The sequence below is a fragment of the Bacillus sp. AFS098217 genome (assembly GCF_002551815.1).
GTDB lineage: Bacteria > Bacillota > Bacilli > Bacillales > Bacillaceae_G > Bacillus_A.
On the sequence record NZ_NVPR01000049.1, the window covers coordinates 1 to 14,500 of the forward strand.

Annotated in this window: 17 protein-coding genes, 8 tRNA genes and 3 riboswitches; of the genes, 3 read left to right on the forward strand and 22 right to left on the reverse strand. The window is 37.2% G+C overall.

Annotated elements, in window-relative coordinates; genetic code table 11:
- Positions 1 to 242 precede the first annotated feature (242 nt).
- The 12 genes from COO03_RS13710 to tenA form a co-directional block, all read right to left on the reverse strand.
- Positions 243 to 473 (reverse strand): hypothetical protein, encoded by a 231-nt coding sequence (locus COO03_RS13710; protein ID WP_141523194.1) that lies wholly within the window; start codon positions 471 to 473, stop codon positions 243 to 245.
- Between the two features lie 16 nt (positions 474 to 489).
- Positions 490 to 888, reverse strand: coding sequence for a hypothetical protein (locus tag COO03_RS13715; RefSeq protein WP_141523195.1), 399 nt, complete (start codon positions 886 to 888; stop codon positions 490 to 492).
- A 93-nt stretch (positions 889 to 981) separates the two neighbouring features.
- Positions 982 to 1,127, reverse strand: a riboswitch (cyclic di-AMP (ydaO/yuaA leader).
- Positions 1,128 to 1,220: 93 nt separating this feature from the next.
- Positions 1,221 to 2,042: a bifunctional hydroxymethylpyrimidine kinase/phosphomethylpyrimidine kinase gene (thiD, locus tag COO03_RS13720; RefSeq protein WP_097897711.1), complete on the reverse strand. Its 822-nt coding sequence runs from the start codon at positions 2,040 to 2,042 to the stop codon at positions 1,221 to 1,223.
- A 6-nt stretch (positions 2,043 to 2,048) separates the two neighbouring features.
- On the reverse strand, positions 2,049 to 3,068 hold the full coding sequence (locus COO03_RS13725; protein WP_097897712.1) for a thiazole biosynthesis adenylyltransferase ThiF: 1,020 nt from the start codon (positions 3,066 to 3,068) through the stop codon (positions 2,049 to 2,051).
- Positions 3,061 to 3,831, reverse strand: coding sequence for a thiazole synthase (locus COO03_RS13730; protein ID WP_097897713.1), 771 nt, complete (start codon positions 3,829 to 3,831; stop codon positions 3,061 to 3,063). Before COO03_RS13730 ends, COO03_RS13725 begins: the two co-directional genes overlap by 8 nt.
- A gap of 2 nt (positions 3,832 to 3,833) precedes the next feature.
- Complete coding sequence (gene thiS / locus COO03_RS13735; RefSeq protein ID WP_097897726.1) at positions 3,834 to 4,037, reverse strand: sulfur carrier protein ThiS; 204 nt, start codon at positions 4,035 to 4,037, stop codon at positions 3,834 to 3,836.
- A gap of 172 nt (positions 4,038 to 4,209) precedes the next feature.
- Positions 4,210 to 5,319 carry a glycine oxidase ThiO gene (gene thiO, locus COO03_RS13740; RefSeq protein ID WP_097897714.1) on the reverse strand — a complete coding sequence of 370 codons (1,110 nt, stop codon included), beginning with the start codon at positions 5,317 to 5,319 and terminating at the stop codon, positions 4,210 to 4,212.
- Positions 5,312 to 5,932: a thiazole tautomerase TenI gene (tenI, locus tag COO03_RS13745; protein WP_097897715.1), complete on the reverse strand. Its 621-nt coding sequence runs from the start codon at positions 5,930 to 5,932 to the stop codon at positions 5,312 to 5,314. The genes thiO and tenI overlap by 8 nt, the downstream gene beginning before the upstream one ends.
- Positions 5,933 to 5,942: 10 nt before the next feature.
- Entirely contained in the window at positions 5,943 to 6,938 is a 996-nt protein-coding gene (locus COO03_RS13750; protein ID WP_097897716.1) for an ABC transporter substrate-binding protein, read from the reverse strand.
- Positions 6,935 to 7,687 (reverse strand): ABC transporter permease, encoded by a 753-nt coding sequence (locus tag COO03_RS13755; protein WP_097897717.1) that lies wholly within the window; start codon positions 7,685 to 7,687, stop codon positions 6,935 to 6,937. Before COO03_RS13755 ends, COO03_RS13750 begins: the two co-directional genes overlap by 4 nt.
- Positions 7,684 to 8,433, reverse strand: coding sequence for an ABC transporter ATP-binding protein (locus COO03_RS13760; protein ID WP_097897718.1), 750 nt, complete (start codon positions 8,431 to 8,433; stop codon positions 7,684 to 7,686). The genes COO03_RS13755 and COO03_RS13760 overlap by 4 nt, the downstream gene beginning before the upstream one ends.
- Complete coding sequence (gene tenA / locus COO03_RS13765) at positions 8,402 to 9,097, reverse strand: thiaminase II (RefSeq protein ID WP_097897719.1); 696 nt, start codon at positions 9,095 to 9,097, stop codon at positions 8,402 to 8,404. The genes COO03_RS13760 and tenA overlap by 32 nt, the downstream gene beginning before the upstream one ends.
- Before the next feature lie 94 nt (positions 9,098 to 9,191).
- Positions 9,192 to 9,294, reverse strand: a riboswitch (TPP riboswitch).
- A 61-nt stretch (positions 9,295 to 9,355) separates the two neighbouring features.
- Positions 9,356 to 9,467: riboswitch (TPP riboswitch) on the reverse strand.
- Between the two features lie 477 nt (positions 9,468 to 9,944).
- On the opposite strand from tenA, the gene COO03_RS13770 reads away from it, so the two are divergent.
- From COO03_RS13770 to COO03_RS27060, 3 genes are read left to right on the forward strand one after another with little or no spacing between them, the layout of a single operon-like run.
- The gene (locus tag COO03_RS13770; RefSeq protein WP_097897720.1) at positions 9,945 to 11,096 is read left to right on the forward strand and encodes an SH3 domain-containing protein; all 1,152 of its coding nucleotides are present in this window, start codon (positions 9,945 to 9,947) and stop codon (positions 11,094 to 11,096) included.
- 5 nt (positions 11,097 to 11,101) lie between these two features.
- A complete protein-coding gene (locus COO03_RS13775) occupies positions 11,102 to 11,446 on the forward strand; it encodes a hypothetical protein (protein ID WP_097897721.1) in 345 nt (114 codons plus the stop codon).
- A gap of 14 nt (positions 11,447 to 11,460) precedes the next feature.
- The gene (locus COO03_RS27060; RefSeq protein ID WP_097897722.1) at positions 11,461 to 11,616 is read left to right on the forward strand and encodes a hypothetical protein; all 156 of its coding nucleotides are present in this window, start codon (positions 11,461 to 11,463) and stop codon (positions 11,614 to 11,616) included.
- 73 nt (positions 11,617 to 11,689) lie between these two features.
- Here COO03_RS27060 and COO03_RS13785 read toward each other — a convergent pair whose 3' ends face one another.
- The 10 genes from COO03_RS13785 to COO03_RS13830 all read right to left on the reverse strand — a co-directional run bounded on the left by COO03_RS13785 (position 11,690) and on the right by COO03_RS13830 (position 14,491).
- Positions 11,690 to 12,841, reverse strand: coding sequence for a DUF3965 domain-containing protein (locus tag COO03_RS13785; RefSeq protein ID WP_097897723.1), 1,152 nt, complete (start codon positions 12,839 to 12,841; stop codon positions 11,690 to 11,692).
- A 433-nt stretch (positions 12,842 to 13,274) separates the two neighbouring features.
- Positions 13,275 to 13,694, reverse strand: coding sequence for a CBS domain-containing protein (locus COO03_RS13790; protein ID WP_097897724.1), 420 nt, complete (start codon positions 13,692 to 13,694; stop codon positions 13,275 to 13,277).
- A 160-nt stretch (positions 13,695 to 13,854) separates the two neighbouring features.
- A tRNA-Glu gene (locus COO03_RS13795) sits at positions 13,855 to 13,926 on the reverse strand.
- Position 13,927: 1 nt separating this feature from the next.
- Positions 13,928 to 14,002 (reverse strand) — tRNA-Asn (locus COO03_RS13800).
- 3 nt (positions 14,003 to 14,005) lie between these two features.
- A tRNA-Ile gene (locus tag COO03_RS13805) sits at positions 14,006 to 14,082 on the reverse strand.
- 10 nt (positions 14,083 to 14,092) lie between these two features.
- Positions 14,093 to 14,163: transfer RNA gene (locus COO03_RS13810), tRNA-Trp, on the reverse strand.
- 6 nt (positions 14,164 to 14,169) lie between these two features.
- A tRNA-Thr gene (locus COO03_RS13815) sits at positions 14,170 to 14,242 on the reverse strand.
- A gap of 9 nt (positions 14,243 to 14,251) precedes the next feature.
- Positions 14,252 to 14,327 (reverse strand) — tRNA-Phe (locus COO03_RS13820).
- Between the two features lie 9 nt (positions 14,328 to 14,336).
- Positions 14,337 to 14,412: transfer RNA gene (locus tag COO03_RS13825), tRNA-Asp, on the reverse strand.
- 2 nt (positions 14,413 to 14,414) lie between these two features.
- Positions 14,415 to 14,491 (reverse strand) — tRNA-Met (locus COO03_RS13830).
- Positions 14,492 to 14,500: the final 9 nt, after the last annotated feature.

Here is a 14,500-nt window from a genome sequence, read left to right on the forward strand (position 1 = left end):
TCCCTGCTATGCAGAATAAAAAGTAACCTACACTCGTTTGCTCTTTCTGTTTTTACTTCGCATGTGGCAGAAAAAGGCCCTGACCGCTTCTATGCATGGCCAGATGCTCTCTCCCACCTAAAAAGAGGGGGTTTATATCGTTTTTTTAATTGATGTATATATAAAATAAAAAGAGAGCGAATGAACCTGAATACGTTTTGATAGTACCCTGGATTCGTTCTGCTCTCTTCTTCATTCTACATTTATTCTCTCCGTAAAAACCTCCGTAAATTTCTCCCGCGGATATAGATCTGTGTCAGTTCCACATGCATCTTTTCATACGCAATAATATCTGTTTCTAAATACAAATTATCTTTTGATGGTAATATCATATATGGTTTTGGAAAAATAGGATCTAGCGCAGCCAATTCTTGAACTCGCTCTACTGATACCGCCCAACGATGTGCTATATCTCCAAGTAATAACACCTTCATCTTCGCTTCCTCCGCCCTATTCAAAAAATAAAAAAGAAATGTTATCACAATTTGTAAATACGACAAATTTAGCTCCAATTGTTTGATAGAGCCTTACTGGATATCTTTTATTCCTTGTGACAACTGTAATAGGCGCTTGAAAAAAAAAGCGAATACGTTCAGTAAAAAAGCTAACTGTTGGAAGTTCATCTCCTAGCAAGATTACTTTCTTTATTCCGTTACAAATGCTTGTTATATTCTGTTCCTGATTGCAGCAATAAGTTGATTGAAATCCACAAGCTCGCACTTCCGCTGCTATTTGTTCATTTGCTGTAAATATAATTAAATCACTTTGAAAAGATACTAATTCTCTTAAACTATTTACCTTATTTTCTTCCCCTACACAAATAAGCGTTAATTCTTTTTCCTCATCCATGTATATCATCCTCCTTAGCATAAAAGAATTCACATAGAAATTGATATTCTCCTATACTAATCAGACCGATGAAGCGATGTATCCATCCATGCACCATCCTCTCTCAATACGCTTACGAAGTTAGCTGTCGGATTCGGGCTTTGAGAGTAGCCCTACTTTCATCATGAAAGATTCACCCCTAGTGACGATGCACCAATTGGTTCCTCCGCTCCATATATTGGACTCAGCGTTTCAAAAACAGATTCTGGCTGATATAATACTCCTAAATATGGAAAAAGTAAACAATAAAAAAGCCAGTTATACAACTGGCTTCCTCATCGAAATTTGAATATTTATGCACGTATTTCTTGACGCTTGTATGCAAAATGATTAGTTGGCCCATGACCACTTCCAATATTTAACGGATCTTCAATTGCTATACTAATAAACTTTTTCGCTTCTTGAACCGCCTCTTGAATCTCGTATCCCCTCGCCAGTCCTGCTGTAACTGCAGACGCAAATGTACAGCCGCTTCCATGCGTTTGTTTTGAATCAATACGTTCACTTCTAAATTCAATAAACTGCCCACCATCGAAAAGCAAATCAATTACTTCGTTACCTTGATATTCTGCGTGTCCGCCTTTCATAAGAATGTACCGAGCTCCTAATTTATGCAGTACTTTCGCAGCTTCTTTACTATCTTCTATATTATGAATCTCCATCCCCGTTAACACTTCTGCTTCTGGTACATTCGGCGTTACAACCGTTGCTACTGGCAGTAAATACTCTTTTAATGCTTGCACCGCTTCTTGTTGCAATAACGACGCACCACCTTTTGCGATCATAACAGGATCTAGCACAATATTATTCCAGCCAAATTTTTTAATATGTTCTGCAACGACCTTAATAATTTCACTACTAAATAGCATACCAAGCTTAACAGCATCTGGTGTTAGATCAGCACCAATTGAATTTAATTGTTCCTGAATCCCTTCAAGGGGAACAGGATATACCCCCTGTACACCAAGTGTATTTTGTGCAGTAATGGCCGTAATAGCTGTCATTCCATATACACCAAGCTCCTGAAATGTTTTTAAATCTGCTTGAATACCCGCACCGCCGCCACTATCAGATCCAGCAATTGTTAAAGCTTTATTCACTCTCATCTCACTCATCCTTTTCTATCCAAAATAACGACGATAAATTATTTTTGCTTCTACCGTATCTTTCGTTCCATGCACGAGAACGCGTCCATCTTGGAAAGCAACTAACCTCTTTCCTTCAGCCGAAAATGATAATAAATATGGATTCACTGTTAAATCCGCTACGCGCCCTTGTAATATTTCTTTATACTGTTTAAAATCCAGCTTCTCTTTGTAAGGAGGACGAATTTGCACCGTATTTCTCCCGCATAATACTGCCGCTTTTGAAGTATTTTCTTGGCTTAAATATGGATAAATTGCTTCCACTCCACACGAAGGACAATTATGTTTGCGTAACCTCTGCACATTCATACATGAATATTCATTTTTCCATACATCAAACGATACAAGTCCATCCCGAAGTGCTTCATAATCCTCTACTAACATTTTAAGCGTTTCCGTTACTTGGTGAGAAACAACGAGAGATACAGCAGGTGAAATGATACCTGCTGTATCACATGTCGCTCCGCCAAGCGGAATAGATTGTAATAAACACGCTAGACATGGCGTCTTTCCTGGCAAAATCGTATAGGAAAGGCCGTAACTTCCTATACATGCTCCGTAAATCCATGGAATCGCATGTTTTTGTGATATATCATTCACAATAAAACGTATTTCAAAATTATCAGTCGCATCAATCATCACATCGACATTTGTAACAAGTTGTTCTAACTCTTCTGCCGTTACATCTTGAACGAAAGCTTCTATAGTTACATTGCTATTAATTGCTTGTAAGCGCCTTTTAGCAGCCACAGCTTTTGGAAGATTATTTTTTACATCCTCCTCACAATACAGCTGCTGACGCTGTAAATTACTCCAATCAATATAGTCACGATCCACAATTGTCACATGGCCTACACCGGCTCTTACAAGCATCTCTGCATTCGCACTACCAAGCGCCCCAGCGCCGATGATTAATACATGCTTTTCACTTATCTTTTGCTGTCCCTTTTCCCCAATTGGAGAAAATAACTCTTGGCGAGAATATCGACTATTCAACTATGCTCATTCCTTCTAACGGGCTGCTTGCTGTTGCACAGCGCTTACGTGCAATACGTCCTGCTTCAAATCCTAAACGCCCCGCATGAATACCTAGTTTCATTGCTTCTGCCATTTTAATAGGGGCTTTCGCACCAGATACAGCTGTATTTAATAAAACACCGTCTGCTCCTAATTCCATTGCAAATGCTGCATCTGCTGGACTGCCAACACCAGCATCAACAATAACTGGTACAGTCGCTTGTTCAATAATAAAACTTAAGTTTAATGGATTTACAATTCCAAGTCCGGAACCAATTGGTGAAGCACCAGGCATAATTGCATGTACACCGAGCTCCTGTAATTTACGAGCTAATACGACATCATCCGATGTATAAGGAAGAACAATAAAACCTTCTTCAAGCAACATTTCAGATGCTTTTAAAGTCTCTACTGGATCTGGTAATAACGTTTTGTCATCACCAATCACTTCTACTTTTACCATGTCACATAGTCCAGAAGCTTTTGCTAATTTTGCAATGCGAACAGCTTCTTCAGCAGTTTTTGCTCCTGCTGTATTTGGTAATAATGTATATTTTTTTACATCAATTTTTTCTAATAAATTTGGTTGTTCTGCATCAAATATATCCATACGGCGTACTGCAAATGTTAAAATCTCTGCCTCTGATACTTCAATTGCTTTTCGCTGTACATCATAATCCGCAAACTTACCTGTTCCTAATAAAAGTCTAGAATGAAATGAAAATGGTCCAATGTTTAACATAATCAACCGCCTCCTACGAAAGTGACAATCTCAATTTGGTCTCCATCAAAAACAGATGTATCTTGATGATCTTCTTTTTGTAAAATATCTTGGTTACGTTCTACTACGACAATCTTTGTATCTAATCCTAAATGTGTAAGTAATTCTGCTACTGTCTTAATCCTTGCTGGTACCTCTACTTGCCTGCCATTAATTTTTAAGTTCAAGCTTCCATCCCCTTTTTTCTTTTTAGGTGGAAGAGAGCATCCGCTCATACATAGAAGCGGTCACATCCTCTTTCTGCCCCATGCCAAGTGAAAACAAAGAGAGAAAACAAGTGCATATCACCTTTTGTTTTCATAGCAGTAACTTATATGTGAAAAAACAAAATAGCTTTATCTAAATTGACTTTGAAAACAATGAACCTAGCAAATGATTCCCTTGCTTTCCCTCTATTAAATCCGCCATATATTGACCAGAAACAGGACTTAATAAAATACCGTTTCTGTAATGACCTGTACAAGCATACAAACCTTCTATTTCTTCATGCACTCCCATGTATGGAACTTCATGATTAGATTGGGGGCGTAATCCTGCCCAAGTACTTTCCCATTCTGCTTCTTTCAAAGCTGGTAGAATTGTATAAGCACGCTCTAATATCGAAGTAATGCTTTCTGGTTGTACTGATTTGTTAAATGTGTGAGGCTTCATTGTTGCTCCAATTACATAGCGTCCACCACGTTTTGGCGCAATATAAAATCGCTCTTGAAATATAGGAGATTTTAGTAATGGCTTACGGCTCTTTACGGCAACAACTTCTCCTTTTACAGGATATGTACCCCAATCACACCGAAAATGATGCAGGAGTTTTGTGCTCCATGAACCACCTGCAATTACTACTTTTTCACAAGAAATCACACCTTCATTCGTAATAACTCCTACGACTTGATTGTTTTCTATTTTGATATCAAAAACTTCTGTTTGTTCGTATATATCAGCACCAGATATTGCAGCGGAGTGCGCGAATGCTTTTGTCAGTTCTGGAGCGATAACGTGACCATCTTTTGGATAATATACAGCGCAGGTAATAGATGAAGAGAGAAATGGCTCTTTTTCACGAAGCTCATCGCCTGTCATAAAATACGATTCTTCACCTGTTTTCAGTTGCCAGTTCATAATATCTAGTATTCTCTTCTTCTCATCCTTATTTTGAGCAATGCGATATATACCTTTCTCCTCATACCCAATATCAATCCCCGTTTTTTCACGTAAAGCTTCTGCAAGCTGCGGAAATATTGCACGGCTTTCTCTAGCAAGTTCAAATAACGGATCATACGCATCCCATTCTGCCTGCACACCAAGTAAACCCGCCGCTGCTTTAGATGCTTCCGATGCAATCCTTTGCTTCTCAACAATCGCAACTCGGTATCCTCTTTCGGCTAGAAAATGTGCAACTGAACTACCAATCACACCACCGCCAATAATAGCTACATCATACTTCTCACCCATGATTTTCCGCCCACTTTCTTATTGTCTCCTTGTATAGCTTTGCCTGCTCATATGGTTCGCTGCTACTTACAATTCCAGACATCACAGCAATCCCACTCACACCAGCCGTAAGAATTTCTCCTGTATTTTCAGGTGTTACCCCTCCAATAGCTGTAATTGGTATGGTTAAGCGCCTTGCCATATTTGAAATTTCCTCCAAGCCTCTTGCCGGAACACCCTCCTTACAACTTGTTGGAAATACATGACCATAAACAAGTGAATCCGCTCCGTTTTTAAACGCTACTATCGCTTCTTCTAGAGAATGCACAGAATAACCAACATGCAAATACGAAAACTTTTCCTTCACAGATCTCACATCCGCGCTTTGATATCCCAATTGCACACGCGGGATATTTAATAAAATAGCTATATCAATTCGATCATTAATCACAAGCTTAGATGCCGGAAACCCCCTCTTTAAGAGTCTTTCCACACCTTCATACAATTCTTTCGTACTTTTATCACGCTCACGAATATGCAAATAATCAATCTCACTCTCAATTTGCATCGCTACATTCACTAACTCTTCGAATGTCATCTGACCATTTGAGATAACATGGAGCTCGTCTTTCATATCCATTCGCCTACTTTAAAATGTTTTCGAATAATTCATTGGCAGGAACAATCTCTTTTGTCATTCCTTTTTCTTTCAACCATTTGTTCTGTTTCTCCCATGATTCTTTTGTATCTGATAAAAACGGCTCATCTTTCGTCTCCATTTTCTCTAACAAAATTTTCATGCTTTCTTTCTCAACTTCTGGAACAAGTGGGAAGTTTTCTTTTTCTTGATGATCTAATAGAATATTAAGCGCCTCATCTGGGTTCTTTTTCATAAAGTCATATCCTTTTTTCGCACCGCGTAAAAAGGCCTGCAACGCTTCTTTATCTTTTTTCAATGTTTTATCACCTGTTACAAAAACAAGTTCATGATAGTTTGGTACGCCATAGTCAGCTGGGTTGAAGTACGCTGGTTCATGTCCTTGATGGCGCATAACAGGAACCTCATGGTTAATGTACGCCCCGGTTACAGCATCTACTTTTTTCGTAATTAAAGCTGGTACTAAATCAAATCCAACATCTACTACTTTTACGTTATCTGGATTACCACCATCTTCTTTTATCATCGTTTTTAAATACGCTTCGCTTAAAGGTGTTCCAGAATACCCAACTGTCTTGCCCTCTAAATCTTTTGGCGACTGAATGCCAGCTGATTTCAACGAGACAACATGGTTTAATGGCGAACGGACAACAGCTCCAATTGATTTTACCGGGATTTGTTCATTTGCCCTTGCAATCACAACATCCGGCTGATAATATAAACCAACTGTTACTTTTCCTGCCGCCGCTAACGTTAATGGATCAGTTGGATTCGAAGGGAATTTAATATTCACTTTTACTCCTTCCTCTTTAAAATACCCCTTTTCGATCGCTGCATAGATAAAACTATGAACCGCGTTTGGGTACCAATCGAGCATTACTGTTATTTCTTTTTCTTTCTTCTTTGATGCTGCATTACTAGAACACCCTGCAATCATTGCAACTAATAATGTAAACACAAAGATGCGTTTTAATAACTTCATGAATGTTTCCTCCAACTAATAAATTTCCTTTCTAGTATAGAAACAAGTAATACAAAGAAAATAGCAAGCAATGATAACAACACAATTGGTGCAAATACACCTGCTCCATCTAATTGTGTCATCATTCGTTTACTAAAGTAGCCTAGACCTGCTTGAGCCCCAAGCCACTCACCGATTGCTGCTCCAATAACACTAAGAGGAACTGCAATCTTTAATGCTGAAAAAAAGTATGGAAGTGCAGATGGTAACTTTAACTTGAGAAAAATATCTTTTTTCGTTGCACCATATGTAACGAAAAGCTCCTCCCATTCTTTCTTCGTACTGCGTAATCCGTCATACGTATTTACCGCAATCGGGAAAAATGTAATCAAAACCGTAACAACTACTTTGCTCCAAATTGAATATCCAAACCATAAAACAAATAATGGTGCTAGCGCTGTAATTGGTATGGTTTGCGAAGCAACTAATAATGGATAAAAAGCCCTTTCCATCCATGTGCTAGCATTCATTAACATTGCGAGTCCCACGCCAAGTACAATGGAAATAACAACACCTATTAAGACTACATATAGCGTTGCTGGTAAATGAACCGTAAATAATATATCTCTGAGTGCCCATATTTTAGCTATAATTGCAGTCGGCGATGGCAGAATGTACATTTCATCTACAATTCTTGCTCCCACCTCCCAGCTTACAAGTAAGATACTGCTCAAAATCAATGCAGGCATTAGCTCTATAACGCGCTTCATATGAGCACCTGCCTTTGCAACATACCAAGTAGTTCATCTTTTAACGCTAATATCTCAGGCCTATACAAGTCTTTTCTTGAGCGATCCACTCCAAGTGGTACAATACGCTCCGTCAAATTTGTTATCGGCTGCTCTGTTACTACCAAAATCCGATTAGAAAGAAACAGCGCTTCTTCTACATCATGCGTAATAAACAAAATTGTTTTTTGCCATTGTTTCCATTGTTCAAACAACCATTCTTGCAATGTAGCTTTCGTTAATGCATCCAATGCACTAAACGGTTCATCTAACAATAAAATATCCCCGCCTGTTAATAATGTTCGAATAAATGACACTCGCTGCCGCATACCACCCGACAAGTCTTTTGGATACTTTTGCTCATATCCTTGTAAACCAAATTGTTCTAAAAGGGCCTTTGCCTTTAGATGTGCTTCCTTTTTCTTTACACCCTGACACTCTAACGGCAATGCTGCATTTTCAATAATTGTTCTCCACGGCAGTAGCATATCTTTTTGTGGCATATACCCTACAGGATGACTCGTTGTCTCTGTCAGTTGAATCGTTCCAGCCGCTGGTTTTTCTAATCCTGTGATTAAACGAAATAATGTACTTTTGCCACAGCCACTCGGTCCAATGATACTTACAAACTCTTTTTCTTGCACAGAAGCATCTAGGCCATTTATGATTGGCTTTTCATCATAATGAAAAGAAACATTATGAAACTGTAGTATGCTCTTGGTCCTCAAAACCCCACATCTCCTTACGATATGCCATATCCCAGAATAAATACTCAAATCGGCTGGAATATAAGAAAATCTCTTCTAATCGAGCTAACTCTTGTTCAGATTTCCCTTCGGCTAGTTCATTTAATAAATCCATTAACCAAGTGCAAAGATTCCCGTACTCTTCTGAACTATATCCTTGAATCCATTCCCCAAAAAATTCGTGATTACTTGCTCCTGGAATATCATTTAAGCGTTTTCCAATCTCCCAATAACTCCACATGCAAGGAAGCAGTGCTGCAATTAATTCTGCAAGCGTACCATTTTGTGAAACAGACATCATATAGTTTGTATACGCCAAATTTTTAGCGGATGGCTTTGCCTCCTCCATCTCTTGTATAGAAATACCAAGACGTTTTGCATACTGTTTATGGATTGTCATTTCTCCATTTAAAATGCCGTCTATTTGTTCTGCAAATTTTGCCATAACTTGTGGATTTGTTGCTTTTACAACTCCAATTGCATATAGTTTCGCATAATCTAGCAAATATAAATAATCTTGTATGATGTAATATTGGAATTTATCTTTCTCTAACGTACCGTCACCCATTCCAGTTACAAATGGATGATTGTGGCTTTTTTCCCAAACAGGTTGCACCGTCCTAAATAATCTCTCACAAAATTTCATTTCTCTTTCCCCTTCCTGTATATCCGTTTATTTAAATAAAAAAGCCACTCCTATATATAAGAAGTGGCTACAGCAAATAAAAATATATTTATTCGTTGTTGTTGTTCCACTTCCCTTCGCTAGTATTACCTAGATCAGGTCCATAAGAGTTAAGGATTATTCCTCTCTCAGCCTATAAAGCACCCCTAGTGGTTTTCACTATTCATTTTTCAAATAAAAAAGCCCCGTTTCTTTGCGCAAAGAAACGGGGACCTATTATTAGTGTCCGAATTGCTTCCCTACGCTAGCATAACCTAGATCAGGTAATTGAAGGATCAAAGACTTACGGCCCTACTCTCAGCTGGCAACACCAGCTCTCCTAGCACAATATGAAATTACCATTGTCAGTATAACACTGTCACCAATCATCAGCAACTATTTTAATTTCTCAATTGTACATACATAAATAAAATTATAAAATACGTATAGTTCACTTATATTCCAAAACATTCAATTGCTATATAAATCCATTTTCATTTTTCGACATCTAAATCCCTGCTATGCAGAATAAAAAATAACCTACACTCGTTCTTTCTATTTTTACTTCGCATGTGGCAGAAACAGGCCCTGACCGCTTCTATGCATGAATAGATGCTCTCTCCCACTTAAAAAAGGGGGTTTTTAATTGATGTATATATAGCCAAAATAGCAGGATAAAAGTATTAGGAAAGGTTCATTCATTATATCTCCATATGTTTAAAATTATTTATTAATTTTTATATTACATTTATGCGAATAATACCCAATATATTATATCTTTATACTATAATAAAAATATAACAGTACACCTAGGGGAGGCCTTTATTAAATGAACATGAAAGCTACAGCTCTAACAGCAACTACTGTCGCAATCGCTTCCTTACTTCCTTCTATGGCAGAAGTGGATATGCAGACAGCATCTGCTCAACAAATACCTAAAGCAAAAATCGGATATGTAAACGTAGAAAAAGTAGAATTATACCCAAGTACAAACGTAAACAGTAATTCAATCGATAGCATTCCATATAACACCTCTGTTACCATTCTTGAGACAGTCCAAGAATGGTATAAAGTAAATATCAATAATAAAATAGGCTATATAAAACAGGATGCTATTTCATTTACAAAATCTACTCAGCCTAGCAATCAATATATCGTAAACGCAAATGCATTAAATGTTCGTTCTGAACCTAATACAGAATCTCCTATTCTTGATGTATTGCCCAATGGAAAATTTATTACGATTCAAGGAACAGAAGGCGATTGGTATAAAATCTTACATAACGGGCAAGTTGGGTATGTAAAAAAAATGTTTGTATCTAATGGATCGGAACCATTAGTGAAGGGAATTACTGTACAAAATAACCCTTCTTACTATGTTGCTGCACCTAAATTAAATGTACGCAGTGGCGCTGGAACAAATAATACCATAATCGGATCTTTACAAAACGGTACACAAGTTCAAGTGGTAGAAACAGAAGGTACTTGGTATAAAATTCGCTTTGGAACAGGATATGGTTATGTAGCAAAAGATTATATATCACAAAATCAATCACAAACTAAACAAGCTAATCCTTCAATTCCAGCTGTGTTCAAATTTCCAGCGCAAGGAAAAATCAGTTCAACATTTGATGTACGTTGGGAACAAATGCATTATGGTGTGGATATTGCAGCAGAAGGTAATGTCCCAATTCATGCAGCTGCTTCTGGTAAAGTTGTGAAATCTTATTATTCGACTAGTTATGGCAATGTTGTATTCGTTGCTCATCAGATAAATGGAAAATTATATACAACTGTTTATGCTCACATGAAAGATCGTGCTGTACAAGTAGGCGATCAAGTTCAAGTTGGACAAGTATTAGGTCATATGGGAAATACAGGACATTCATTTGGACAGCATCTCCATTTTGAATTACATAATGGAGAATGGAATCTTGAAAAAACAAACGCAGTCGATCCACTGCCTTACTTAGTTAGGTAAATTGTATGCCACGTAATCGCAATATACCACTAATTATTGAATATCTAGCTTTTTTCGGTTTAATCTGTTGTTTATTAATCTACAATACTAACATTATATTTTTATCTATTATTATTACCTTTGTTATTTTTGAAATTTTGATGGAAGCATTCAGCATTCGGCTAAGAAAACAAGTTGCTCATGTATACGTTATACTTTTTCTTTTAAGTGCTTTTATAACAAATGTAGTCAGTAGTGGATTTTATTTATCTGCCATATTCCCTGTATTTTTTATGGGGGTTTTACTAGTTGTATCTCAATATATGAGAGTTCCTAGCAATCAGAAGAAACAAGAAAAACAAGGAACCTAGAAAGAGGAAACATTGTGTATCAATCTTTCAAAGACAATCCAATCAAATACTTATTTAATTTATACGAACAAACGAATGAATTTTTTGGTATACAAGGAAGTAAGAACGCTCAGTTTCTTTTGTACGGTATGCTATTTTTAGTACTTATTGCTTTCTCTTTATATTATTAAACAAAAAAAGGATCTCACCTTCCATGAGATCCTTTTTTAATATCTTCATAAGACTCTATACTCCGACTGTTTTTTATCCACAAGCATATTTTTCATAAATAAAGCTTAAATTATATTTCTTCTCTAAACTCATTCTCTGCTCATCATCACACCAGTAGAATAAAATATCATGAATCGTTGCGTAGCGTTTATTCTTTAGGAATAGTTTAAAGAATGATGGTAAACAGTCATGTAATTGTATAAATATATAATTACGTAATATTTCTTCCTTATATTCAATTCCTTTACAAACATACATCAACTCTTCGCAATAATACGCATGTTGCGGAACTTGAATCATTTCAAAAAATGGCACATAGGATAAGAGCTTTCCAATGAAGTGCCCATGCCGATTCATGATTTCTATCGTCATATGCTCCATCATTTCTTTCATTACATATAAATAATCATCTACGTGCGTTGTTTTTAATGGATCGAGCCGATCAGCAATTTGCGATATAACAGCTTTTTGACATGCGATAACAGCTTGGCTAGGTCCGTAGTATGAGAGAAAATCAGTACACTTACGATATTTTCCCAATAAATCAAATGTATATAAATCACTCAAGTATGTATTACAATATATTGCTAGATTCATCATGTCATAATTTAATTGCTCTTTTGATAGTATCTTTGCCTGTTTACACATATAAAAGAATGTGAATTCCAGTACTTCTTTATGCGACAATAATTCACTACATTCTTCAATACATTTTTTATTAAATTTTACTCTTTTCCAAATCTCCGCATCTTCATGTTTTAATTCCCCAACACGATATTTTATAATTAAATAATTTAAAGCCACAACCTGTGTCAACAAATCCCATGCTTCATATTCCATTGAAGTGTGTACAAATTCATCTAATCTTTGATTGATCATAAACTTATATGCTTCTTTATACCATCCAATTTCTTGGCATAGACGAACAATGCGCACTAAAGTAGGAATTTCATCTTTATGAAACTGTGGCAAGTCTTTCATTTTATTCATTCCATATAAGATAAACGGAGCTAAATTCTCTTCTTTATAAAATTCTTTCTCTTTCCATACTAAAATCGTTCTCTCTTTTCCTTCACCTTTTGGATGACAAGGTACAAGTAAAGAAAATAAATCAGCAAAATTCTTCGGTTCTACATATGTATCTGTAACCAAATTCCAATTAGGATCGTTCTGTACAGCCCTCATATAACTCTCCTTCCATATTTCTCTATATAGGAAATATCAATTCGTTTAACGAACTACAGATAATTAATATTGTTATATTCAGAATCCCTAATAATAATTATATTTATTAGTATATCATTTTTTATCTTAATAATTATGAGGAATAACAATTTTAAAAAAACTTTCACATATATTATCGATATTCTCCGTCTATAACAATTCAAATACATCCTGCTAACAATTACTTTTATCCCGTATGAACGGGCAGTAATACTCCCACCTCAAAATTCGATGAAAGCAAAGAAGTTAGGTGGGAGATAATAATCAGTGGAGGATGAAGAAAACCTCTCCACTGATTAAAGTTTCACTTTATCTGTCGCTGTTAGAATAATGTATTTGATTGTCATCCTTCATCTAAATCGTTTATAAAAATATTTAAAATCACTATTTATTTTCATTCTGTATGCTCTGATATTTCACTTAAGGCAAATCCTGCTTGATCATCCGCCGCTTCTACTATTGCTAAATCACCTAATGCCAACATTCCAACAAGTCGACCGTTCTCCACTACTGGTAGTCTTCTTATTTGATAACGTGCCATCAACTCTGTTGCCTTTTCAACAGGGTCATTAGGAGATATTGAAACAATATTTGTTGTCATCACATTTGTAATTTTATTCGAACCTGGGTGCTTTTCAGCGATTCCACGTACAACTAAATCACGATCTGTAACAAGTCCAACTACTTGATTATTTTCAACAACCGGAATCATTCCAATTGCTTCTTCTTTCATCTTTACAGCCGCTTCATACACATTATCCAGTGGTGTACACTGTACAATATCGGTACTCATCAATTCTCTAACTAGTGTCATATTGTAAATTCCCTCCTTTTAATACATACCATAGCTTTTCCAAAATTCCTTTATTTATTTCATACAAATAATCCTGTTTTAGAATCATGATATAGTATATAAAAAGAAGAAAGCTTTTAGATAAGAAAAAAAGAGCCAGCAAATTGCTGACTCTTTTTTATGACCCGTACGGGATTCGAACCCGTGTTACCGCCGTGAAAGGGCGGTGTCTTAACCACTTGACCAACGGGCCATGGCTCCGCAGGTAGGACTCGAACCTACGACCGATCGGTTAACAGCCGATAGCTCTACCACTGAGCTACTGCGGAATATGGTGGGCCTAAATGGACTCGAACCATCGACCTCACGCTTATCAGGCGTGCGCTCTAACCAGCTGAGCTATAGGCCCATATTTCTTACAGGGGCAGTAGGAATCGAACCCACACCGGAGGTTTTGGAGACCTCTGTTCTACCTTTAAACTATGCCCCTAAATGATGCCGGCTAGAGGACTTGAACCCCCAACCTACTGATTACAAGTCAGTTGCTCTACCAATTGAGCTAAGCCGGCATAAAAAAATGGTGGCTCGGGACGGAATCGAACCGCCGACACGAGGATTTTCAGTCCTCTGCTCTACCGACTGAGCTACCGAGCCTTTATGTAATGGCGGTCCCGACCGGGGTCGAACCGGCGATCTCCTGCGTGACAGGCAGGCATGTTAACCACTACACCACGGGACCATTGGTTGCGGGGACAGGATTTGAACCTGCGACCTTCGGGTTATGAGCCCGACGAGCTACCAGACTGCTCCACCCCGCGATGATATAA